Origin of the sequence: Duganella rhizosphaerae, from assembly GCF_040364205.1 — a bacterium.
GTDB classification, from domain to species: domain Bacteria; phylum Pseudomonadota; class Gammaproteobacteria; order Burkholderiales; family Burkholderiaceae_D; genus Rugamonas; species Rugamonas rhizosphaerae.
Genome location: NZ_BPWK01000016.1, coordinates 97,710 through 119,597, shown reverse-complemented (window position 1 = coordinate 119,597; position 21,888 = coordinate 97,710). Strand labels below are relative to the sequence as shown.

The 21,888-nt window shown below is 65.0% G+C and carries 18 protein-coding genes; 9 read left to right on the top strand and 9 right to left on the bottom strand.

The window, feature by feature from the left end:
* Positions 1-24: 24 nt before the first annotated feature.
* From RUGAMON1_RS26975 to RUGAMON1_RS26965, 3 genes are all read left to right on the top strand, one after another.
* On the top strand, positions 25-660 hold the full coding sequence (locus tag RUGAMON1_RS26975) for a 50S ribosomal protein L25/general stress protein Ctc (RefSeq protein ID WP_445233423.1): 636 nt from the start codon (positions 25-27) through the stop codon (positions 658-660).
* A 186-nt stretch (positions 661-846) separates the two neighbouring features.
* Positions 847-1,428, top strand: coding sequence for an aminoacyl-tRNA hydrolase (gene pth, locus RUGAMON1_RS26970; RefSeq protein WP_445233422.1), 582 nt, complete (start codon positions 847-849; stop codon positions 1,426-1,428).
* A gap of 140 nt (positions 1,429-1,568) precedes the next feature.
* A complete protein-coding gene (locus RUGAMON1_RS26965) occupies positions 1,569-2,873 on the top strand; it encodes an amidohydrolase (protein ID WP_445233421.1) in 1,305 nt (434 codons plus the stop codon).
* Here RUGAMON1_RS26965 and RUGAMON1_RS26960 read toward each other — a convergent pair.
* The 3 genes from RUGAMON1_RS26960 to RUGAMON1_RS26950 form a co-directional block, all read right to left on the bottom strand.
* Positions 2,836-4,242, bottom strand: coding sequence for a DUF3999 family protein (locus tag RUGAMON1_RS26960; RefSeq protein WP_445233420.1), 1,407 nt, complete (start codon positions 4,240-4,242; stop codon positions 2,836-2,838). The two genes, RUGAMON1_RS26965 and RUGAMON1_RS26960, sit on opposite strands and share 38 nt — an antisense overlap.
* A complete protein-coding gene (locus RUGAMON1_RS26955) occupies positions 4,239-7,496 on the bottom strand; it encodes a DUF2339 domain-containing protein (protein WP_445233419.1) in 3,258 nt (1,085 codons plus the stop codon). The genes RUGAMON1_RS26960 and RUGAMON1_RS26955 overlap by 4 nt, the downstream gene beginning before the upstream one ends.
* A 186-nt stretch (positions 7,497-7,682) precedes the next feature.
* Complete coding sequence (locus RUGAMON1_RS26950) at positions 7,683-9,506, bottom strand: DUF885 domain-containing protein (RefSeq protein WP_445233418.1); 1,824 nt, start codon at positions 9,504-9,506, stop codon at positions 7,683-7,685.
* Positions 9,507-9,694: 188 nt separating this feature from the next.
* Between RUGAMON1_RS26950 and RUGAMON1_RS26945 the strand changes: the two genes are divergently transcribed.
* Positions 9,695-10,966 (top strand): MFS transporter, encoded by a 1,272-nt coding sequence (locus tag RUGAMON1_RS26945; protein ID WP_445233473.1) that lies wholly within the window; start codon positions 9,695-9,697, stop codon positions 10,964-10,966.
* On the opposite strand, the gene RUGAMON1_RS26940 is transcribed toward RUGAMON1_RS26945, so the two are convergent.
* The 5 genes from RUGAMON1_RS26940 to RUGAMON1_RS26920 form a co-directional block, all read right to left on the bottom strand.
* Entirely contained in the window at positions 10,953-12,098 is a 1,146-nt protein-coding gene (locus RUGAMON1_RS26940) for an acyltransferase family protein (RefSeq protein ID WP_445233417.1), read from the bottom strand. The genes RUGAMON1_RS26945 and RUGAMON1_RS26940 overlap by 14 nt on opposite strands.
* A 2-nt stretch (positions 12,099-12,100) precedes the next feature.
* Complete coding sequence (locus tag RUGAMON1_RS26935; RefSeq protein ID WP_445233416.1) at positions 12,101-13,138, bottom strand: hypothetical protein; 1,038 nt, start codon at positions 13,136-13,138, stop codon at positions 12,101-12,103.
* Positions 13,139-13,226: 88 nt separating this feature from the next.
* Positions 13,227-14,228 carry a formylglycine-generating enzyme family protein gene (locus RUGAMON1_RS26930; RefSeq protein WP_445233415.1) on the bottom strand — a complete coding sequence of 334 codons (1,002 nt, stop codon included), beginning with the start codon at positions 14,226-14,228 and terminating at the stop codon, positions 13,227-13,229.
* Between the two features lie 112 nt (positions 14,229-14,340).
* Positions 14,341-15,108, bottom strand: coding sequence for a LytR/AlgR family response regulator transcription factor (locus RUGAMON1_RS26925; RefSeq protein ID WP_445233414.1), 768 nt, complete (start codon positions 15,106-15,108; stop codon positions 14,341-14,343).
* On the bottom strand, positions 15,105-16,235 hold the full coding sequence (locus tag RUGAMON1_RS26920) for a sensor histidine kinase (protein ID WP_445233413.1): 1,131 nt from the start codon (positions 16,233-16,235) through the stop codon (positions 15,105-15,107). The genes RUGAMON1_RS26925 and RUGAMON1_RS26920 overlap by 4 nt, the downstream gene beginning before the upstream one ends.
* Before the next feature lie 228 nt (positions 16,236-16,463).
* On the opposite strand from RUGAMON1_RS26920, the gene ychF reads away from it, so the two are divergent.
* Together ychF and RUGAMON1_RS26910 are read left to right on the top strand one after the other, a co-directional pair.
* Positions 16,464-17,555, top strand: a complete 1,092-nt coding sequence (ychF, locus tag RUGAMON1_RS26915; protein ID WP_445233412.1) for a redox-regulated ATPase YchF — start codon at positions 16,464-16,466, stop codon at positions 17,553-17,555.
* 157 nt (positions 17,556-17,712) lie between these two features.
* Positions 17,713-18,222, top strand: coding sequence for a YybH family protein (locus RUGAMON1_RS26910; RefSeq protein ID WP_445233411.1), 510 nt, complete (start codon positions 17,713-17,715; stop codon positions 18,220-18,222).
* A 23-nt stretch (positions 18,223-18,245) separates the two neighbouring features.
* Here the strand turns inward: RUGAMON1_RS26910 and RUGAMON1_RS26905 are convergent, their stop codons facing one another.
* Positions 18,246-18,452, bottom strand: a complete 207-nt coding sequence (locus RUGAMON1_RS26905; RefSeq protein ID WP_445233410.1) for a hypothetical protein — start codon at positions 18,450-18,452, stop codon at positions 18,246-18,248.
* 180 nt (positions 18,453-18,632) lie between these two features.
* Here RUGAMON1_RS26905 and RUGAMON1_RS26900 point away from each other — a divergent pair, with 180 nt between their 5' ends.
* The 3 genes from RUGAMON1_RS26900 to RUGAMON1_RS26890 are packed head-to-tail and all read left to right on the top strand — an operon-like array spanning position 18,633 to position 21,885.
* Positions 18,633-19,361: a Crp/Fnr family transcriptional regulator gene (locus RUGAMON1_RS26900; protein ID WP_445233409.1), complete on the top strand. Its 729-nt coding sequence runs from the start codon at positions 18,633-18,635 to the stop codon at positions 19,359-19,361.
* Entirely contained in the window at positions 19,358-21,076 is a 1,719-nt protein-coding gene (locus RUGAMON1_RS26895) for a hybrid sensor histidine kinase/response regulator (RefSeq protein ID WP_445233408.1), read from the top strand. Before RUGAMON1_RS26900 ends, RUGAMON1_RS26895 begins: the two co-directional genes overlap by 4 nt.
* The gene (locus tag RUGAMON1_RS26890; RefSeq protein WP_445233407.1) at positions 21,073-21,885 is read left to right on the top strand and encodes a response regulator; all 813 of its coding nucleotides are present in this window, start codon (positions 21,073-21,075) and stop codon (positions 21,883-21,885) included. Before RUGAMON1_RS26895 ends, RUGAMON1_RS26890 begins: the two co-directional genes overlap by 4 nt.
* Positions 21,886-21,888 lie beyond the last annotated feature (3 nt).

Below are 21,888 nucleotides of genomic sequence, written 5' to 3'. Positions count from 1 at the left end.
GCCCTGTTATTTTTGGAGTTACACATGAAAGTTGTTGCATTCAAACGCGAATTGCAAGGTTCCGGAGCGAGCCGCCGCCTGCGCAATTCGGGCCAAACCCCTGGCATCATCTACGGCGGTACCGAAGCGCCAGTGACCATCTCGCTGGATCACAACGCGCTGTACCACGCGCTGAAAAAAGAAGCCTTCCACTCGTCGATCCTGGATCTGGAAATCGACGGCAAGACCCAGCAAGTGCTGCTGCGCGACTTCCAAGTCCACGCGTTCAAGCAACTGGTTCTGCACGCTGACTTCCAGCGCGTTGATGCAAACGCCAAAGTCCACATGAAAGTGGCTCTGCACTTCGCTAACGCTGACGTGTCCCCAGCAGTCAAACTGCACGGCGCCACCATCAGCCACGTAGCCAACGAAATCGAAGTTTCGTGCCTGCCAAAAGACCTGCCAGAGTTCATCACCGTTGACCTGTCGAACATCGACGTTGGTCACTCGCTGCACATCGCCGACCTGGTTCTGCCAGCTGGCGTCACCGCGATCACCCACGGTTCGAACCTGACCATCGCTACCGCTTCGGTACCTGCTGGTCACGTGGCTGCTGAAGCCGCTGCTACCGCTGAAGCTCCAGCTGCTGAAGCCAAGCCAGCCGCTAAAGCCAAGAAGTAATCACTGACGCCGCCTTCGGGCGGTTGCAGGAGGAGAGCCCGCCGGCCTGCGCCAGGCGGGCTTTTTTTATGCTTGAGCGTTGACCCCGCAACCCGGATGCAGGGGTCAGACCCCGTACGGGGTCTGACCCCATGTGGCCGCAGTGCGGGTTTGCGCGATAATCACGTTTATTTGACTGAGCATCTCATGTCCATACGCCTCATCGTCGGCCTCGGCAATCCCGGCCCCGAATACGAACAAACCCGTCACAACGCCGGCTTCTGGCTGGTGGACAACCTTGCCAACGACATCGGCGCGCGCCTGCAGCGCGAGACCAAGTACAACGCGCTGATGGCCAAGGGCGCGGTCGCCGGCCAGGAAGTCTATCTGCTGGAACCGCAGACGTATATGAACCGCTCCGGCCAGTCGGTGGGCGGGCTGTGCCGCTTCTTCAAGATCCTGCCGGACGAAGTGCTGGTCGTGCACGACGAGCTGGACCTGATGCCCGGCGCCGCGCGCCTGAAAAAAGGCGGCTCCTCGGGCGGCCACAACGGCCTGAAGGACATCACCGCCGCGCTCGGCACGCAGGATTACTGGCGGCTGCGCCTGGGCATCGGCCATCCGCGCACGCTCAGCCTGCAGCAGCAGGTGGCGGATTTCGTGCTGCACCGCCCGCGCCGCGAAGACCAGGAGCTGATCGAGCAAGCGATCGACAAGTCGCTGCTGGTGATGCCGCTGATCGTCGAAGGCAAGTTCGACGCGGCCACGATGAAGTTGCATACAGCCTGATAGCGGGGGTCAGATCTGACATTCGGACACAAGCTCGGCCGTATGTGCCTGCTACACCAGAGGCCGTGTCCGAATGTCAGATCTGACCCCCGCTGTGGTGGTATGCTGGTCCGGTTATCCCCCAGACCAGGAAACCACCGATGAAGCTGCTCCCGCTTGCCGCATTATTGATCGTCCACGCCGCGCAGGCGCAGGACGCCTCCGCCGTCGCCAGCCAGATCAACGGCATGTATCCGAAGCTCGATGCGATCTACAAGGATCTGCACGCACATCCCGAAATCGCCTTCCAGGAAGAACGCACGGCCGCCAAGCTGGCCGCCGAGATGCGCGCGATCGGCTTCGAGGTGACGGAAAAAGTCGGCAAGACCGGCGTGGTGGCCATCTACAAGAACGGCGCCGGCCCGACCGTGCTGGTGCGCACCGAGCTGGACGGCCTGCCGATGGAGGAGAAATCCGGCTACGCCTATTCCAGCAAGGCGCACGCGCTGTTGGACGGCAAGGACACGATGGTGGCCCACAGCTGCGGCCACGACGTCCACATGACCGCCTGGCTGGGCGCGGCGCGCACATTGGTGGTGTTGAAATCGCAGTGGAAGGGCACGCTGATGTTCATCGGCCAGCCGGCCGAGGAAACCGTCAGCGGCGCCAAGGCCATGCTGGACGACGGCCTGTTCAAGCGCTTCCCGAAACCGGACTACGCCTTCGCGCTGCACAGCTGGCCGCTGGCCTACGGCACCATCGGCTACAACAGCGGGCCGGTGTCGTCGAACTCGGACGCGATTGAAATCACCTTCAAGGGCCGCGGCGGCCACGGCTCGGCGCCGGACAAGGCGCTGGACCCGATCACCATCGCCGCCCGCTTCGTGGTCGACGTGCAGACCGTCATCAGCCGCGAGAAAGATCCCAAGGAATTCGGCGTCGTCACCATCGGCGCGATCAACGGCGGCACGGTCGGCAACATCATCCCCGACACGGTGCGCGTGCGCGGCACGATACGTTCATACAGCCCGGAAGTACGGGCGAAACTGCTGGCCGGCGTGCGCCGCGTCGCCAACGCCTCGGCCGCGATGGCCGACGCACCGGCGCCCGATGTCGAGCTGATCACCGGCGGCGCCGCCATCGACAACAGCGACGCGCTGGTCAAGCGTACCGAAGGCGTGTTGAAAAAAGCCTTCGGCGACGCCAACGTCTCGCGCATGCCGGCGATGACGGCCAGCGAAGACTTCTCGGCCTACGTCAATGAGGGCGTGCCGGGCATGTTCTTCTTCACCGGCGTCTACGACCCGAAAGCGGTGGCCGAAGCGGCCAAGCCGGGCGGCAAGCCGATCGCCTTCAACCACTCGCCGTACTACGCGCCGGTGCCGGAACCATCGATCAAGACCGCCGCCCAGGCGATGACCTTGGCCGTCATGAACGTGATGGGCGCAGCAAGCGCCAAACCATAAACGCCAGCACGGCCACGCCCAGCAGCAACACCCCCCACAGCACCACCAGGCGCTGCTGGGCGGCAGTGGCCGCGGTCAGCGCCGCGGTGGCGTCCTGCGCGCCGCTGCCTTGCTGCTGCGTCGCCGGGCCGGCGCTGGCCTGTTCCAGCTTCTGCAATTCCGTATCGGAGAAGCCGGGCGCGACCTGGCTCAACTCGCGCACGGCCGGCGCGGCGCGCTCGCGGCCGACCGCCAGCGTGTAGGGGCCGTTGCCGTTGGCGAGGAAGATCAGCGTGGCCGGCTGCCAGCTCAATCGCAAAGCGGGCCTTGCCGTTGTTGGCGCCGTGGTCCGCAGCACCCATTGCGTTGCATGCACCGGCGGCACTTCGATGTCGCCGGAACTGCGCACCTGTGCGCCTTGCGCGATGCGGTAGAACGTCGCGCTGGTGAGCGCATCGAAGCGCCAGGCCGGGCCTTGTCCAGCCTGCCTTGCGGGCAGCTCGCGGTAGATGCCCAAGGTACCGGACAGGACGACATTGGGTTCGCTGAATTGCAGCCCGGCCTTGCTCGGCGCGACGGCGGGCGGCACGGCGTAGACCAGGTCTTGCGCCTGTCTGCCCGTCGCCGCTTGCAGCAGCAGTTGCTCGGTGGGCTGTGCGATATCGGCATGGACCAGCTGCTCGGCCGTGATCGCCGCGAACTGGATCGGCGTGCCGCTGCGCCAGTTCAGCCGGGCATAGCGGAAGCTGCGGGCGTCGAACTCCAGCCGGTCGTTGGACAGCGTCTGCGCATCCTGGTTGACCAGCCAGTTCAGGTCGGCGGCGCCGACGGTATCCCAGTGCTTCATGTCGGCGCTGGTCTCCAGCCAGACTTGCGCGCTGTACTCGCGCTGGCCGGGCGGCAGCGTGAAGCGCAGCGCGCTGACCGGCGTGGCGGCCGCGTCCTTGCCCAGGTCGAGCACCAGTCCCGCCAGGTGCGGCGGCTGGGCGGGCTTGTCGCGCGCGTTGTCGGGGCGGACCTTGACGGACAGCAGGCGGCCGTCGGTGGCCGTGCTGACATCCAGGTCCAGCTGCCCGGCCGATGCGGCCGTGCTCATCAGCGGGAAGATGGCCGACGGCAGGTCGCGCCGGCTGGTGCGCGTCGCCGGCGCCGGCGTGCGCAGCGCGAACGGCTGCAAGGCGCCGCTGGCGTCGAATACCCGCACGTCGTCCAGCAGCGGCGAACGCGCGTGCAGGTAGACATCCTTGGGCAGCCGCACTTGCAACACGCCCTGTTTGGCGCTGGCGGTCAGCGGCAGCAGGTGGGTGTAGTCCTGCGGCGCATCGCTGGCCGCCGCCGACGCCGCTGCAATGGCCGATGCGGCTGTGGCCGCGATCAGGATGTTTTTCATGCTTTTTCCGTTTCTGTAGGGTAGGGCGCCAGGTAACCGATGCCGACCATCAGCGCGCCCACGCCGACGAAGGAAACGATGCGCTCGACGCCGCCGACGTTGGACAGGTCGACCAGGAACAGCTTGGCGACCACCAGGGCCAGCAGCACAGCGCCGCCTATCCACACGGCGCGCAGCACGCGCCTGGCGGCGTAGCGCATCATCAGCAGCGCGGTGACGCTCCACACCAGCGACAGCATCGCCTGCACGAATTGCGAGGCGAACATGGCGTCGAATTCGTACGGCACTTTCATGTAGTTGGAGACGGTGCGCAGCAGCGCCAGGTTGAGCCAGCCATAGCCGGTCAGCGCGGCCAGCAGCGGCAGCGGCTCCACCCAGTTTGGCGGCCAGGCGGTGAACAGGGGTGGCCGCAGCGTGCCGCCGCCGTCCAGGTCGCGCAGCAGGCGGTAGCAGCCGTAGGCCATCAGCATGGCGAAGCAGGTGGTCAGGTCCAGCGGGTTCAGCAACGGCACGTAGGGCAGCGGCGCCATCGCGCCGTTCTGCGACAGGTTCCAGACCGCGACCAGCAGCAGCGCCCAGCCGCAGGCCAGCGGGATCAGGCAGCGCCGGTACCAGGCGGCCAGCGGCGCGACCGGCCAGCCGCCGGCGCGGCTGCGCTGCATCAGCCAGCCGACGGCGGCCATCATCAGCCAGGCCGGAATGAAGCGCGCCCAGCTGGCGCTGGTCTCCCAGCCGGCGTCGGCCAGCAGCTGCGCTTCGGCGCTGTTGGCGCCGTGCAGCCAGCGCGTGATCCAGATCGCCGCGACCGGCCAGATCATCAACCACAAGCCGCCGGTGCGCACGATGTGCAGCAGTTGCAGCGGGACTTCGCGCAGCGTCCAGTTGTTGGCGGGCCAGACGCGCAGCAGCCATTCGCCGGCCAGCCACAGCGCGGCGTAGGCCAGCCAGACGGATGCTGCGGGCAACCGGTTGTCGAAATACAGGCCGCCCAGCATCAGAGCGCTGGCGACCGCGAGCGCGACCCAGGCCGGCGCCGTCAGCGCGCGCAGGCTGCGCCATTGCAGGCGGCGCGCCAGCATGACGATGGCCACGGTGCCTGCGGCGAGCAGCATGCCGTAGATGCTGGGGCCGAGGATGTCGTCGCTGGCCCATGCGCCGGTGGTGGCGATCTGGTAGCGGATAGCCAGCCAGCCGGCCAGGTCGGGCAGGATCAGGGCGAACCACCACAGGCCGGCCCACAACATCGCCAGGCGCGACAGGCCGTAGCCGGCGCTGCCAGGCTCCTGGCCGTCGTGCCGCATCAGCGCCCAGCTGCTGAACAGGGCGCCGGCGCAGATCATGGCCGCGCCCAGTATCGGCCGGTCGAACAGGTCGGGTGTCGCGGAGATCCAGTTCCATTGCGTCAGCGCCAGGATGGCCAGCATCACGCCCGCAACGGCCTGCGCAATCAAGGCGAAGCCGCTGGCCAGTTGCCACGCCATCTTGTGCGCGATGATGTACAGCGCCGCTGCCGCCACCAGCGCGCTGACGACCAGCAGGTTGGCCTGGCTGGCGCCGTCGGTGCGCAGGAAGATTTCGGTCCAGGCGCCGGCGACCAGCCAGATCGACGCGAACGCCAGGAACAGCGCCGCCAGCGCGGCAAACAATTTGGTGCCGCTGTCCTGCTGGGCGCGGAAGCGGGTCGCCATCAGGAAGGCGGTGATCGACAGCAGGATGAAGCCCAGCCACAGATTGGATGCCATCGCGCTTTCCGGCGACATTCCGGTGACGGTGCCGAAGAACGACAGCCAGGCGCCGGCTTGCACCAGCAGGCCGAACATCCAGGCCATCGTCTGTTTCTGGCGCAGCCCGATCCAGACGATGCCCGCGCCTTCCAGCGCCCACGCGGCGGAAGTCCAGCGGCCGTCGAGCGCGAACGGTATCGCCAGCGTGCCGAACACGATGCCCAGCGCGAGGAAGGCGTCGGCCAGCAGCGTCACCTTGTCGCGCCGGCGCAGCACGGTGGCCAGGCCGATGTAGAACAGTCCCAGCGCCAGCGCCGAATAAGCCACGCCGAACGGGTAGCCGTGCACCAGGCTAAATTGCAGACCGAAGCCCAGCATCGGCGTGCCGAACACCAGCGTGCCGTCGACATAGTTCTTCAGCGTGGTCAATTGCCGCGATTGCCGGCTTGCATACGCCAGTGGAATCGAAACGTAGAAGGCAAAGAACAGCAGCAGGAACAATTGCACCGACAGATAATTTTCCGGCGTGTAGCGCAGTACGCCCCAGGCGGTGCCGATGGCGAAAGTGAACGCGAAGCCCAGCAGGTTCAGCGGACGCCACGAGCGCAGCATGGCCAGCGCGAACACGCCGGCGTTGAGCAGCGCGTAGTACGAGAACAGACCGATGTGGCTGCCCGCGCCGGTGGAGGCCAGGATGGGCGCGGCAAAGCCGCCGACGATGCCAAAGATGGCCAGCCACATGGCGTCTTGCAGCACCGCCAGCAGGCAGGTGAAGACGGTCAGCACGAACAGCAGCGCGAAGGCCAGCGAGCCGGGGATCAACTGGTACAGGCGGAACGCGCCGAAGGTCACCAGCATCAGCACGGCCAGCGCCGCGCCCTGCACCGGCAGGCTGATGGCGGGACGGCTCAAGCGTATGCGCCAGGCCCAGGCCAGCAGCGCGATGTCGGCCAGCACGATGCCGGCCAGGCGGAATTCGATCGGCACCGTGACGCGGGCGGCCGTGTACTTGAGCAGGAAGCTGACGCCGATGAACAGGATCAGCAAGCCAAGCTTGGCGACCAGGTTGCCGCCGAACAGCCAGGCCTTGGCGGCCACCAGCCAGCGCGGCGGCGTTGGCTCAGGGCGGGGCGCCGGCGGTGGAGCGGGTTCGGCTTGAGCGGGGCGGGGCGATGGCGCTGTGGGCGCGGGAGCCGCGACCGGAGCCGGTGCGCTCACTTGTGCTGGCGCCGGCGTGGCCGTCGCTGCCACGGGTGTCGGTTGCGGTGGGCGCGGCGACAGGATGGTGGTTGGTATCGGCCCGTAGGCAGGCGTCGGTGCGGCCGGGTGCGCGGGCTGCGCTGCATGCTGCGGTGCTTGCGGTGGTTCTTGCTGTGCGGCGGTGCGTTGCATCGTCGTTTGCATCTCGCGCAGCGCATCCACTTCCCGCTGCAATTCGGTGGCGATCTTGCGCGCCTGCTTCGCTTCCGTGCGCGCGCGCCACGCGACGCTCAGCGTGAACACGCCGAAGATAAACAACAGGAATTCCATTGAGCGGCTCCCTTGAGGCAATCTCGCAAAGTATCACATTTTGCAACATTTCCTCAATCGGAACGCTCAAACTCAGCGGGGGTCAGATCAACTCAGCGGGGGTCAGATCTGACATTCGGACACGACCTCTGCCGTAGTGGCCACTACGGCAGAGGTCGTGTCCGAATGTCAGATCTGACCCCAATTTTATTTGGCGGCGATCCAGCGGTCGACGCGGGCTTCGAGGATGGGCAGCGGCAGCGTGCCGTCGCCGATCACGACTTCATGGAATTTCTGATAGCTGAACTTGTCGCCCAGCGCCTGCTGCGCGCGCGCCCGCAGCTCCAGGATCTTCAGCGAGCCGATCTTGTAGCTCAGCGCCTGCGCCGGCCACACCATATAGCGCTCGATCTGGTTCTTGGCGCGCGCTTCGCTCCAGCCCAGCGTGTCGGCCAGGTAGGTGATGGCTTGCTCCCGGCTCCAGCCCTTGGCGTGCATGCCGGTGTCGACCACCAGCCGCGCGGCGCGCAGCATTTCCGCGTTCAAGTGACCGTAGTAGGCCACCGGATCTTCATACAAACCCATCTCGCGGCCCAGCGTTTCCGAGTACAGCGCCCAGCCTTCGGTGTAGGCCGCGCTGTTCGGATTCTCGGTGCTGAATTTGCGGAAGTCCGGCAAGTCCAGTTCCTTCAGCAGCGCCGCGTGCAGATGGTGGCCGGGCACGCCTTCGTGCAGGAACAGGCTGACCATGTCGACCCGGCTGTATTTTTTCGGATCGTTGACCACCGGCCAGAACACGCCAGGATGCGAACCATCGGCCGCCGACGGCGTGTAGTGGTCGGACGCGGTGGCGCGCGTCAGCTCGGGCTCCAGGTGCAGCTCCAGCTTGGCTTTCGGGATCAGGCTGAAGTAGGTGGGCAGCTTGGTTTGCACGGTCGCGTAGATCGCGCGATAGGCGTCCAGCACCTGCTCGTCGGTGGTGAAGATCTTGAATTTTTCCTGCGCCGCCACCCATTGCGGCAACTGTTTTTCCGGACCGTCGTAGCCCAGCTTGGGGCCCAGCGCGGCCAGCTGCTGCTGGATGCGCGCCACTTCCTTCAAGCCCAGCGCGTGCACGGCGTCCGGCGTCAGCGGCAGGTTGGTGCTGTCCTTGATGCGCGCGGCGTACCAGGCGGCGCCGTTCGGCAGCCCGGCCCAGCCGGTGCTGGCGCGGCTGGCCGGCAGGTATTCGTTTTCCAGGAAGCTGACCAGGCGGGTCAGCGCCGGCGCGATCTTGCTGTCCACCGTGTGCAGGTAGGCGGCTGTCAATTTCTGTTTGTCGGCGTCGGAGAAGCCGGCCGGGAAGCGCGTCACCGGCGAGTAGTAGATGCTGGTTTCCGGCGTGGCGCTGCGCAGGTTCTGGAACTGCGGCAGCATCGCCACCGTGATCGCCTTCGGCTGCACGATGCCGCTGCGCATGCCCAGCTTCATGTTGGCGATGGCCTGGTCTATCCATGCCGGCAACTGGTTCAGGCGGCTCAGATAGGCCTGGTATTGCTTGACCGTGCCCAGCGGCTGCGAGCCGTTGCCGTCGGCGTAGTTGGCCAAGGTGCTGGGCACGTTGTCGAGCTGGTTCAGCGGCAGCAGGTGTTCCGGGAAGGACTCCAGCTGCATCGCGTTGTTGAGTTCGTAGGACATCAGGTCGTAGGTCAGTTGTTCCTGCTGGCCGAGCTGGTCGCGGCGCACCGTCATCAGCTGCTTCTGCATCTGGCGGTACAGCGTGAACTGCTGCGCGCGCACCTTGGGCGAAATATTCAGGCCGAGCTGGTCGTCATAACGGCCGTCGCCGTTGGCGGTGGCGAACAGCAGCGGGTCGAATTTGCAGCGCGCCGTGTGGAAGGCCGCCGCCAGCTTGGCCAGCTGTTTCTGGGCTTGCCCTGCCTGCTGCGTTTGCGCCGGTTTGGCGGCTGCCGTGACGGGCGGTGCGCCCATCAGCAAAGCGGCAATCAGGGTGGAAGTGGTCAGCGCGGCAAGCGGGCGGGCAGATGGCATGGGTGTCCTCGAAGTGGAGATGGATTTTCGCCCAGCAGTCTAGCATTTGTCGATCCGGTTTACTCATCGCCGGAAAAATTGCGTATTCTATGCTTGCCGCAAACCGGCTACCCATAAAAATGCAAATAAAAGCGAGACCAGACATGCAGATAAAAGATAACGCAGCAGCCATCGCCCCCAGCCCCGGCATGGACCCAAGCGCCACACCCGCCCGGCCGCTTACCCGCCAGGATTACAAGACCCTGTCGCTGGCCGCCCTCGGCGGCGCGCTGGAGTTCTACGATTTCGTTATTTTTGTCTTCTTCACCGCCGTGATCGGCAAGCTGTTCTTCCCGCCGTCGATGCCGGGTTGGCTGAGCATGGTGCAAACCTTCGGCATCTTCGCCGCCGGCTATGTGGTGCGTCCGCTGGGCGGCATCATCATGGCGCACTTCGGCGATTTGTTTGGCCGGAAAAAAATGTTCACCATGTCCATCCTGCTGATGGCGGTGCCGACGCTGCTGATGGGCATGCTGCCGACCTACGCCAGCATCGGCCTGGCGGCCCCCATGCTGCTGTTGCTGCTGCGCGTGATGCAGGGCGCGGCGGTGGGCGGCGAGGTGCCGGGTGCGTGGGTGTTTGTGTCCGAGCACGTGCCGGCGCGCCATATCGGCTATGCCTGCGGCACGCTGACCGCCGGCCTGACCGCCGGCATCCTGCTGGGTTCGGTGGTCGCCACCGGCATCAACACCGCCTTCACGCCGGAGCAGGTGGCCGACGGCGCCTGGCGTTTGCCGTTCCTGCTGGGCGGCTTCTTCGGCCTGGGCGCGATGTACCTGCGCCGCTGGCTGCATGAGACGCCGGTCTTCGCCGAGCTGCAGCAACGCAAGGCGCTGGCCGCCGAAATGCCGCTCAAGACCGTGCTGCGCAATCATCGCGGCGCGGTGGTGGTGTCGATGCTGCTGACGTGGATGCTGTCGGCCGCCATCGTCGTGGTCATCCTGATGACGCCGACCCTGCTGCAAAAGATCTACGGCTTCGATCCGCATACCTCGCTGATGGCGAACACCCTGGCGACGCTGTGCCTGTCCATCGGTTGCCTGGTGGCGGGCGTGCTGGCCGACCGCATCGGCGCGCGCACCACCTTGTTCGGCGGCGCCTTGCTGCTGGCGATCAGCACCTATGTGTTCTACACCACGCTGCACGCGCGGCCGGATCTGCTGCTGCCCTTGTATGCGCTGGTCGGCTTCACGGTTGGCGTGGTGGGCGCCGTACCTTGCGTGCTGGTCAAGGCCTTCCCGGCGCAGGTGCGCTTCTCGGGCCTGTCGTTCTCGTACAACGTGTCGTACGCCATCTTCGGTGGCCTGACGCCGGTGGTGGTGGCGCTGATGTTGAAGAATAACCCGCTGGCGCCGGCCTACTATGTCATCGCCGTGAGCGTGCTCGGCATGATCACCGCGCTGTTCGTCAAAGAGCGTTAAGGCAGGTAGCGGCGCGGCGGTCGCGCAGTCGCAGGAACGGTTTTTCCAATGCGACGTGCAGCAGCCACGCGGCGGCCCACGACATGGCGCCGTAGATCGCCAGGAACAGCAGGCTGCCCAGTACGGGCGCCTGCTGCGTTTCTCCGAGCAGGGCCTGGCAGACTTTTGTGGCGGGTCCGATCAGCGGGTAGTGCACCAGATACAGCGCATAGGACAGCCTGGCGATGTAGCGCAGCGGACGCGCGGCGCCAAACGAAGGCAGCTGCGCATTGACGGCCAGGCCGCAACGCACCAGCAGCGCAAACAGCATGGACGACAGCGCGATGATCCAGCACACCGTCGGCCAGTCGCCCTGTGTCAGCCAATCCCTATAGGTCAGCAGCAACAGCGGCGGCATCGCCAGCGCCAGGAACAGCGCGCGCGGCGCGCGCCCTATATTGGATGCGCCATGCTGGACGGCGACCAGCACGCCTGCCAGGATGCCCAGCACCGCATGATGAAACGGCGCGCGTATCGCCCAGAAGAAGGCAGGGTAGTCGCCCGGCGCGATGTTCCGGGCGCTGGCCTGCATCGACCAGCATAGTCCTGCCATCACCACCGCCAGCAGCATGCAGGCGGAGCGCGTACCCACCCGCGTCAGCAGGAACAGCAGCAATGGCGTGGCCAGGTAAAACTTCTCCTCCACCGCCAGCGACCACAGCGTGACCATGACATCCGACCCCAGATAATCCTGCATGAACAGCAGGTGCGTGGCGAAGGACAGGCTGGAGAATTCCGCACCCAGCGTCCACGGCGCGCCCAGCCAGCACAGCAGGATCACGCCCCAGTACAGCGGCAGCGTGCGGAACGCGCGGCGGCGGTAGAATTCCATCACCGAGGCGCGCTCGAACGGCGCCGCATGCGGCCCGGCGAAGTGGCTGCCGATCAGGAAACCGCTGAGCACAAAGAACAGGTCGACACCGATCCAGCCATTGGCCGACAACACCGCCAGCGGCCCGCCGGGCACGACGCCGAACGTGGCCTGCGAGGCGACCGCCCAATGCCGCGCCAGCACCAGCAGGATCGCCACGGCGCGCAATGCATCGAGGACAGGGTAGCGGCCCGGCTTGCCGGCCAGTCCGGTGCGCGGCATGGTCAGACTATCTTCAGCGCGCTCTGGACATCGCGCTTGCGCAGCTTCCAGATGATGGAGTCAACGATGTAGTGATGGAAATTGATGCCCTGGTAGGCGATCACCACCAGCGGCACCAGCGTGTAGTTGGCGAAGTAGGCATTGGACATGTCGATCGAGCGGTACACCACGCCGGTCAGCGCCAGGCAGGCCATCAGGTAGAGCGGCCAGCGGCCTTCCTGGCTGAGCCAGGACAGCGCCCGCTGCTCGGGGTTGACGCCGCCCTTGAACTGGTTGGAGTTGAACAGCCACACGAAGGCGATGTACTGCGCGTTGTGCCAGACGTTGATGACCAGCCAGCCGCTGGTGATGTCGTGGATCGCGACATACGACACCAGGTAGATCAGGTAGTGCGAGCACAGGTAGGCGAAATGCAGCCGGCCCAGCGTGCCGGCGGACAGCGCGCGCAGCTGCGCCGCCAGCCACCAGGCCAGGCAAGCGCCCGCCGCCGCCAGCGCGGCCAGGGCCAGCCATTGCGGCACCGGCAGCTTCCACACTTCCATCGCCAGAAAGGTGGAGTCCGGGCGCGCGCTCATCATCAGGAAGGCGGCGGCCGGCACCAGGTAAAAGGTGATGCGGTTGAACACGGGATTGCCGGCCTGGACGCTGCGCGTCTTCATGCCGTAGGCCTTGTTGATGCCTTCGCTTTGCCGCGTGTAGTGATACCACTGCCAGTGCATGTACAGCGTGGCGACCGCCGCCAATCCGCCCCAGCCGATCAGCAGGTAGACGCCGGCAAACACCGCCACCGGCAAGGGCAGCAACAGCGCCCAGTGCTGGCGGGCCGACTTCAGGTCGAACAGCAGGCGGGTGTAAGTGGAGATGACATGGTGATAACCCAGCAGGGCCAGGTCCAGCGAAATGATCAGCACGAAGTATTGGGGGAAGCCGAGCGCCAGTGCGCCCACGGCCAGAGCGAGCAGGGGAATGCCCAGCACGAACAGGCGATCGAATCGCCTGCTGCGCATATAGATCGGGGCCGTTGCGGCGATTGCTGGCATGGCGTGGACTCCTGCGGATAGCACTGTCTGTATGATAGTGCTATACAGCAATAAGTCCACTATTCCTTTTTCGCGGTGTTGCGCGGGTTTATTTTGCGCGGCGGCCCCGTTCGGCGGCCTGCGCCTTCGCCAGGCCGGTATCGAAGGCGCTCGCGCCGCCATCCAGGGCCGCATCGCCGCTGGCGTCCTCGGCGATGCGGAAGCCTTCTCCCACGCTGCTGCGGTTGTCCGTTCCCGTATGGCTGCGGTAGGTCGGGCTGGCGCCGGCCGGGCCGCTGTTGTAGCTGCCGCCGCGATGGATGACCATGGACGAGCCGTGGAACAGATCGCAGCCGGTGGTCCAGGGCGCGCCATCGCCGGGGGCGCCCTGGTAGCTCAGGTGCTGGCAGTCTTCGACCACTTCTCCGACGTTGCCCAGCATGTCGTACAGGCCGTAGGCATTCGGCTGGTACATGCCGACCACCGTGGTCAGCTCGGCCTGGTCGTCGCAGGCGATTTCCTTGCGGTCCTTGCCGGTGATGCGTGTAATGGCGGTCTTGCCGCTGCGATCGAAAACGTTGGCGTATTGGCATAGCGCGGCCGGATCGTCGCCGTAGGGATAGCGGCTGCTGGCGCCGGCGCGCGCCGCGTATTCCCATTCCGCTTCGCTGGGCAGACGGAAGTGCCGCCCGGTTTGCTTCGACAGCCATTGCAGGTAGGCGTGGGCGTCGTCCCAGCTGACGCACATCACCGGATGGTAGTCGCCCGGCGCGTTGACGGCGGCGTTCCAGCCGGCCTTGCCGCTGTCCATGCCCCAGTCGGTGGCCGCCAGCTTCCAGCAATCGCCGTCGGCCTTGTAGCCGGTGGCCTCGATAAACTGGCGGAATTGCCCGACGGTAGTCTCGTAGCGGGACAGCCGGTAGCTCTTGATGTTGACGGTGTGCAGCGGCTCCGAGTTCGGATAACCATCGTCCTTCGGATTGGCGGTGCTGCCCATGACGAATGCGCCGCCCTTGAGCGTGACCATGGAGGGCGTGAGCAGGGGATCGGTGGCCGCGAACAGCGGGCAGCTCAACATCAGCATCGACAACAGGGAAATGGTTTTTTTCATTGCGGGGTCCTATGGGATCAATGTTTGCGAGAATGCAAACATCCCACAGGGCCGGCGCCGGCGGCAGCGGCAGGCGACGAATCGACAGCCGCGCCGACGAATCGCCAGCCGCCTACATCGCCCGGAACAGGTGGACGTAGGCGCGGCTGACGCGCAACTCGCGCGCATGGCCCTTGATGCGCAGGAACAGGCGGCTGCTCTCGTCGCGCCGGGTGCCGGCCAGGTAGTCCAGGTTGACCAGCGTGGAGCGATGGACCTGCCAGAACTGCTCGGGGTCGAGCTGCTCGGACAGCTCGACGATGGTGGTGCGGATCAGGTGCTCGCCGGCGGTGGTCTGCACCACCGTGTACTTGTCGTCGGCGTGGAAGTACAGGATGTCGCTGACGGCGATCTGGTGCACAAACTCGCCCTGGCCGGCGCGCACGAAGCGCAGCCGCGCCGGCGCCGCCGGTCCGCGCGTCAACTGGTGCAGCGCTTGCGACAGGCGCGCATCGGGCTGCGCGCTGCGACCGGCCGCCTGCAAGGCCAGCGTGGCCTTGACCCGTTCGATCATCTGCACCAGCCGGTCGGTCTTCAGCGGCTTGAGCAGGTAGTCGAGCGCGCAATGGTCGAAGGCCTGCACCGCATAGGTGTCGAAGGCGGTGACGAACACCACGCGGGTTTCGCCTTCGATGCCCTGCGCCACTTCCAGCCCGCCCAGGCCCGGCATCTGGATGTCGAGGAAGGCCAGGTCCGGCTCCAGTTCCTCGATGCATGCGGCCGCCTCCACGCCGTTGCGGGCGATGTGCACGATCTCCAGTTCCGGCCACAGCAGTTCCAGCTGCTCCTTCAGGTACAGCGCCAGATGCGGTTCGTCGTCGGCGATCAGCGCGCGCGTCATGCCAGCGTCCGGTAGGGGATGGACAGCGAGGCTTGCATGCCCACCGTTTGCGGCGCCAGCGTCAGCGCCGCCTTGCCGCCGTAGCGGGTGCGCAAGCGCTCGCGGATGTTGGGCAGGGCCATGCCGCTGCCGCGCTTGCGCGGACGGCGCGGGCCGTCCTGGCCGAGGCCGTCGTCGTCGACGCGGATGTCGAGCTGGCCGTCGACGACGTGCGCGCGGATGCGGACGCAGCCGCCTTCGATCTTCGGCTCCAGTCCGTGTTCGATGGCGTTTTCCACCAGCGGTTGCAGCAGCAGCGTGGGCAAGGTCGCCGCCAGGGCTTCGTCGCTGGCGTCGATCTCGAAGCGCAGCCGGTCTTCCATGCGGATCTGCAGCAGCGTCAGGTAGCTGCGCACCATCGCCAGTTCGGCCGCCAGCGTGCTGTCGGTGTGGCGCAGCTGGCCCAGGCTGGCGCGCAGATAGTCGGTGAAGGTTTCCAGCATCAGCCGGGCGCGCGGCGTGTCGCGATCGAGCAGGCTTTGTACATTGGCCAGCGTGTTGAACAGGAAGTGCGGTTCGATCTGCGCCTGGAGCAGGCGCAGCTGGGCCTCCATCGCCTGGTGCAGCAGCCGGTCCTGCCTGACCCGCAGGCGCCACCAGAACCAGTTGGCCGCCGCCACCACCATGACGAAGGCGAGGAACTCGGTCTGGGCCACGCTGTGGCTCATGAAACTGCCCCAGGCATCCCAGTCGGTGAGCCAGGTGTACAAACTCAGGCTGAACGCGCAGCCCAGCACGACGCCCGATACGGCGATGGCGTTGATCAGCAGCGCGGCGCGCCAGTCGGCCGCCTCGGAAATCCGTTCGATGCTGGCGGCCGGCAGCAGTTTTTCGACGGCGCGGGTGATCGCCAGCATGCTATAGGCCACGCACAGGCAGATGAACAGGTTGAACAGAAACGAAGCGCGCCACCAGCCGGGGTCGCCCACGCGCCCGGTCAGCAGGCCGTTAATGAGCATCATGACGGAGCCGATCGGCAGCGCCAGGGCGGCGCCGACCGCCAGTTGCGCCCACAGCGGCTCCTGGCGGTGTTTTTTTAACACCCAGAACGAGCGCCAGGCCAGTTGGAAAGAGGAACTGATATTCATGGCGGCAATTGTAGCCGGGAAGAATGGCCGGGCAGGGCGGAATGCGATGGATCGACAGGATTGCCGACGGAATGCAAGTCCGGGAAGGCTGTTTTTTTGAAGAGTCGCTGCGAGGGAGGTACAATTGACCCTTGAACGCTTTAAAAAGCAAGAATATCCAGAAAACGCCCCTCGCTGGCCGTTTTTCACCAGCCGCTTGCCGGCGAAATTGATAATTAAAGGTTTTTCATGAGTCTCCAATGCGGCATCGTCGGCCTGCCTAACGTCGGCAAGTCCACTCTCTTCAACGCCCTGACCAAGGCCGGCATCCCGGCCGAGAACTATCCGTTCTGCACCATCGAGCCTAACGTCGGCGTGGTCGAAGTGCCGGATCCGCGCATGGGCGCGCTGGCCGAGATCGTCAAGCCGGAACGCATGGTCAACGCCATCGTCGAGTTCGTCGACATCGCCGGCCTGGTGGCGGGCGCGTCGCAGGGCGAGGGCCTGGGCAACCAGTTCCTGTCGCACATCCGCGAAACCGACGCCATCGTCAACGTCGTGCGCTGCTTCGAAGATGACAACGTGATCCACGTGGCCGGCAAGGTCAGCCCGCTGGACGACATCGAAGTGATCCAGACCGAGCTGGCGCTGGCCGACCTGGCCACCGTGGAAAAAGCCATCCACCGCGAAAACAAGAAAGCCCGTTCCGGCGACAAGGACGCCGCCAAGCTGCTGGCCATCATGGAGCGCATCGTGCCGCACCTGAACGAAGCCAAGCCGGTGCGCGCCATGGGCCTGGACGCCGACGAAATGGCCCTGATCAAGCAGTTGTGCCTGATCACCGCCAAGCCGGCCATGTACGTGGCCAACGTGTCCGACACCGGCTTCAAGGACAACCTGCTGCTGGACCAGCTGACCGCCTACGCCGCCACCCAGAACGCGCCCATCGTCGCCATCTGCGCGTCGATCGAAGCGGAAATCGCCGACCTCGACGACGCCGACAAGACCGCCTTCCTGACCGACATGGGCATGGAAGAGCCGGGCCTGGACCGTCTGATCCGCGCCGCCTACAAGCTGCTGGGCCTGCAAACCTACTTCACCGCCGGCGTGAAGGAAGTGCGCGCCTGGACCATCCACGTGGGCGACACCGCGCCGCAAGCGGCCGGCGTGATCCACACCGACTTCGAACGCGGCTTCATCCGCGCGCAAACCATCGCCTATGACGACTTCATCCAGTACAAGGGCGAGGGCGGCGCCAAGGAAGCGGGCAAGATGCGCGCCGAGGGCAAGGAATACGTGGTCAAGGATGGCGACGTGTTGAACTTCCTGTTCAACGTCTGACGCGCAGTATTCTGAAGAAGCCCTGTCGATACAGGGCTTCTTTGTTTTGGGCGGGGCGCATCATGATTGTTGGCCGATTGAATCGTGCTTGATCGGCGCAAAATCAGAGCTAGAATATCAACATGGCCTGATTTGCAACGACAGCAGGAGAGCATTGATGCGATTCCCACTTAAGCTTGCGTTACTCATGACCTTGGCGGCGATGGATCTGTCGCCGGTTCAAGCGTCCCCTTCAGATGACGAGTTGGCGATCCAGCAAATCGAAAGTCGTTGGCAGGACGCCTGGAACCGCCACGATATGGAGGCGCTTTCCAGCCTCTTCACCGACGACGCTGACTTTGTTCAAGTCAATGGCCGCAGATGGATCGGGCCGGCTGAGATCAAGAAAAACCATACGCTGGTCCATGAAATGATGTTCAAGGACAGCGTCTGGACCAACCTGAAATTGGATATACGGTTTCTCAAGCCGGACGTCGCCATCGCCCATCAAATGTGGGGGCTGCGCGGCGACAAGAATCCCGACGGCACACCGCGCACGCCTCGCGAAGGTTTGTTTACCCAGGTATTTGTCAAGCGCGGCGGTCATTGGTTGATTACCGCCGCACACAATACGAATATCGCTGTCGTCCCCGGAAGTCCCGTCGCGGGCTCCGCGCCGCCAAAATAAAAGCGCGACGTATCTTTTACATTTCAGGACTTGAAGCCCTCGACGCTCTTGAACGCCGCTAGCGTTTTGGCGCGAGCCGCCGTCATACGCTCGAACAAGTCGGCGGCCAGCAAGTTGTAGACTTCGATCTTGGCGCACTGCGCCAGTTCGTGCGCCATCGCATGCTCTTCCGCCAGGGCGGCCTCATAGTTGCGGAATGCTTCCAGCCCTTCGGCACGATAAATTGACATACAACCTCTCTGGAATGTCTATGTGTGCTTTAGACTAGCACGATTGCCGCCCGAAATCCGCCTGCACTCCAGACTTGCAGCAAACCTGTCGTTGGCGTCCATGTGTGTTACCCTGTGGAAGTATTACCGTTTTTCGTCCCCACCCCTACCTAGCTGACGACTGGAACAAGGAATGTTTCCATGCGTCTTAACGACCCCAACCAGAACCACCTGCTGGCCGCGCTATTAGACGCCGAGTTCGCGCGCCTGTCGCCGCACCTGGAACCGATCATGATGCGGCTGGGCGATGTGCTGTACGAATCCGGCGGCAAGCTCGATCACGTGTATTTCCCGACGTCGGCCATCGTCTCGCTGCACTATGTGCTGGAGAACGGCAGCTCGTCCGAGATCGCCGGCGTCGGCAACGAGGGCATTCTCGGCATCTCGCTGTTCATGGGCGGTAACACCACGCCCAGCCGCGCCATGGTCCAGACCTCCGGTCACGGCTACCGCCTCAAGGCGCATATCCTGATGGAAGAGTTCAACCGCGCCGGGCCCGTCATGCGCCTGCTGCTGCGCTACACCCAGGCGCTGATCACCCAGATGTCGCAGACGGCGATCTGCAACCGCCATCACACGGTGGAGCAGCAACTGTGCCGCTGGCTGCTGCTGACCTTGGACCGCCTGCCGACCAGCGAGCTGACCATGACCCAGGAGCTGATCGCCAGCATGCTGGGCGTGCGGCGCGAAGGGGTGACGGTGGCGGCCGGCCGTCTGCAGGCGAACGGCTACATCAGCAACCGCCGCGGCCATATCTCCGTGCTCGACCGGGCCGGCCTGGAAGCCGACGTCTGCGAATGCTATGGCGTGGTCAAAAAAGAATTCGCGCGTCTGATGTCGGACGTGCGCCAACGCCAGGGACTGCAATGAAACCGATCCAACTGCCTGAAAGCCCGCTGCTCAAGGCCGACGCGCTGCAAATGGCGATTCACAACAGCGCCAACTTCTCCAGCATCGCCACCGATGCCCAGGGCGTGATCCAGATTTTCAACGTCGGCGCCGAGCGCATGCTGGGCTACAGCGCCGCCGAAGTGGTGAACCAGATCACGCCGGCCGGCATCTCCGACGCGCAGGAAATCATCGCGCGCGCCGCCGCGCTCAGCATCGAAGCCGGCGTGACCATCCTGCCGGGTTTTGAAGCGCTGGTGTTCAAGGCTTCGCGCGGCATCGAAGACATCTACGAGCTGACCTATATCCGCAAGGATGGCAGCCGCTTCCCCGCCATCGTCTCGGTCAGCCCGCTGCGCGACGCCGAGGAAAAAGTCATCGGCTACCTGCTGATGGGGACCGACAACACGGCCCGCAAGCAGGTCGAGCGGGAACAAGCCCTGCTGGACCAGCGCCTGCGCGAGCAGCAGCTGGCGCTACAGGAAACCAACGTCGAACTGGAGGCGGCGCGCGCGCTGGCCGAGACGGCCAACCGCGCCAAGTCGGAATTCCTGTCGGCCATGAGCCATGAACTGCGCACGCCGCTCAACGCGGTGCTGGGCTTTGCGCAGCTGCTGGCGTCGGACAAGCCGCCACCCAGCGTCTCGCAGCAGCGTTCGCTGGACCAGATCCTCAAGGGCGGCTGGTACTTGCTGCAACTGATTAATGAAATCCTCGACCTGGCCATGATCGAATCGGGCAAGGTGACGATGTCGCAGGAGTCGATGGGCCTGTCCGAAGTGCTCAGGGATTGCCAGGCGCTGATCGGCCCGCAGGCGGAAAAGCGCGGCATCCGCTTGTTCTTCGCCTCGCTGAGCGAGCCCTTCTTCGTGCATGCGGACCGCACGCGCGTCAAGCAGGTGATGATCAATCTGCTGTCCAACGCCATCAAGTACAACCGGCGCGGCGGCAAGGTGACGGTGGAATGCACGGCCGGCAGCGAAGGCATGGTGCGCATCAACGTGACCGATACCGGAGCCGGCCTGAGCGACGAGCAGATGGCGCAGCTGTTCCAGCCCTTCAACCGGCTGGGGCAGGAAGACGGCGCGGAAGAGGGCACCGGCATCGGGCTGGTGGTGACCAAACAGCTGACCGAGCTGATGGGGGGCGCCATCGGCGTGCACAGCGAGATCGGCGTCGGCACCACCTTCTGGATCGAGCTGGCCGCCAGCAGCGAGCCGGTGCTGGAGATCGCCGCCTTCGACATGTCGGCGCCGTTCGAGGGCCGCGACCACGCCGCGTTGAAAACGCTGCTGTACATCGAGGACAACCCGGCCAACCTGAGCCTGGTGGAGCAACTGATACAGCGCCGCAGCGATCTCAAGCTGCTGACCGCAATTGACGGCCACAGCGGCATCCAGCTGGCGCGCGCCTACCAGCCTGATGTGATTTTAATGGACATCAACCTGCCCGGCGTGAGCGGCTACGGTTGCCTGAAGATCTTGCAGGACGATCTCGCCACGGCGCACATTCCGGTGATGGCGCTGTCGGCCAACGCCATGCCGCGCGACATAGAAAAAGGAGTCCAGGCCGGCTTTTTCCGCTACCTGACCAAGCCGATCAATGTGATTGAATTCATGGGCGCGCTGGACCTGGCGCTGGCCTATGCTGCCGAACACGGCAGCCTGCATACAAGTTCCAACGGAAGCGCATCATGATAGATCCATCTGAAATACTGCGCGCCCAGATCCTGATCGTCGACGACCAGGAAGCGAACGTCATGCTGCTGGAGCAGATGCTGGCCAACGCCGGCTACACCAACGTCAGCAGCACGATGGACCCGTTCACCGTGTGCGCCCTGCATCAGCAGCACCATTACGACCTGATCCTGCTGGACCTGCAAATGCCCGGCATGGACGGCTTCGCCGTGCTCGATGCGCTCAAGCAGATCGAGCTCGACGGTTACGTGCCGGTGCTGGTGATCACGGCGCAGCCGAGCCACAAGCTGCGCGCCTTGCAGGCCGGCGCCAAGGATTTCGTCGGCAAGCCGTTCGAGCTGGTCGAGGTGGAAACGCGCATCCGCAATATGCTGGAAGTGCGCCTGCTGCATCGCCAGCTGCAGCGCTACAACCAGCAGCTGGAATACACGGTGCTGGAACGCACGGCGCAATTGCGCGCCAGCGAAGCGCGCTTCCAGCGCTTTGCCGAACTGTCGACCGACTGGTATTGGGAGCAGGATGTCGACGGCCAGCTCACCAACTGGTCCGGGCCGGTGGCCGACATGGTGGGCATCGGCAGCACCGACACCGGCGGCTGGAATGTTGCCGAGCACGCGCTGCTGCAATCGAATATCGCCGAGCGCAAGGCCTTCCTGGACTTTGTCTACAGCCGGACGATAGGCGGCGTGCAGCAATACCTGCAGGTGAGCGGCGAGCCCATGTTCGACGAGACCGGCCGCTTCATCGGCTATCGCGGCGTCGGCCGCGACGTGACGGCGATGGTCGGCATGTTCGCCAGGGCGGAGTAAAGC

Coding starts and splice junctions, on each gene's coding strand:
- RUGAMON1_RS26935 (WP_445233416.1), bottom strand. CDS start 13,138: ATGCCAGCAATCGCCGCAACGGCCCCGATCTATATGCGCAGCAGGCGA.
- RUGAMON1_RS26955 (WP_445233419.1), bottom strand. CDS start 7,496: ATGGAATTCCTGTTGTTTATCTTCGGCGTGTTCACGCTGAGCGTCGCG.
- RUGAMON1_RS26930 (WP_445233415.1), bottom strand. CDS start 14,228: ATGAAAAAAACCATTTCCCTGTTGTCGATGCTGATGTTGAGCTGCCCG.
- RUGAMON1_RS26945 (WP_445233473.1), top strand. CDS start 9,695: ATGGACCCAAGCGCCACACCCGCCCGGCCGCTTACCCGCCAGGATTAC.
- RUGAMON1_RS26940 (WP_445233417.1), bottom strand. CDS start 12,098: ATGCCGCGCACCGGACTGGCCGGCAAGCCGGGCCGCTACCCTGTCCTC.
- RUGAMON1_RS26960 (WP_445233420.1), bottom strand. CDS start 4,242: ATGAAAAACATCCTGATCGCGGCCACAGCCGCATCGGCCATTGCAGCG.
- RUGAMON1_RS26965 (WP_445233421.1), top strand. CDS start 1,569: ATGAAGCTGCTCCCGCTTGCCGCATTATTGATCGTCCACGCCGCGCAG.
- RUGAMON1_RS26975 (WP_445233423.1), top strand. CDS start 25: ATGAAAGTTGTTGCATTCAAACGCGAATTGCAAGGTTCCGGAGCGAGC.
- pth (WP_445233422.1), top strand. CDS start 847: ATGTCCATACGCCTCATCGTCGGCCTCGGCAATCCCGGCCCCGAATAC.
- RUGAMON1_RS26950 (WP_445233418.1), bottom strand. CDS start 9,506: ATGCCATCTGCCCGCCCGCTTGCCGCGCTGACCACTTCCACCCTGATT.
- RUGAMON1_RS26900 (WP_445233409.1), top strand. CDS start 18,633: ATGCGTCTTAACGACCCCAACCAGAACCACCTGCTGGCCGCGCTATTA.
- RUGAMON1_RS26920 (WP_445233413.1), bottom strand. CDS start 16,235: ATGAATATCAGTTCCTCTTTCCAACTGGCCTGGCGCTCGTTCTGGGTG.
- RUGAMON1_RS26890 (WP_445233407.1), top strand. CDS start 21,073: ATGATAGATCCATCTGAAATACTGCGCGCCCAGATCCTGATCGTCGAC.
- RUGAMON1_RS26925 (WP_445233414.1), bottom strand. CDS start 15,108: ATGACGCGCGCGCTGATCGCCGACGACGAACCGCATCTGGCGCTGTAC.
- RUGAMON1_RS26910 (WP_445233411.1), top strand. CDS start 17,713: ATGCGATTCCCACTTAAGCTTGCGTTACTCATGACCTTGGCGGCGATG.
- RUGAMON1_RS26895 (WP_445233408.1), top strand. CDS start 19,358: ATGAAACCGATCCAACTGCCTGAAAGCCCGCTGCTCAAGGCCGACGCG.
- ychF (WP_445233412.1), top strand. CDS start 16,464: ATGAGTCTCCAATGCGGCATCGTCGGCCTGCCTAACGTCGGCAAGTCC.
- RUGAMON1_RS26905 (WP_445233410.1), bottom strand. CDS start 18,452: ATGTCAATTTATCGTGCCGAAGGGCTGGAAGCATTCCGCAACTATGAG.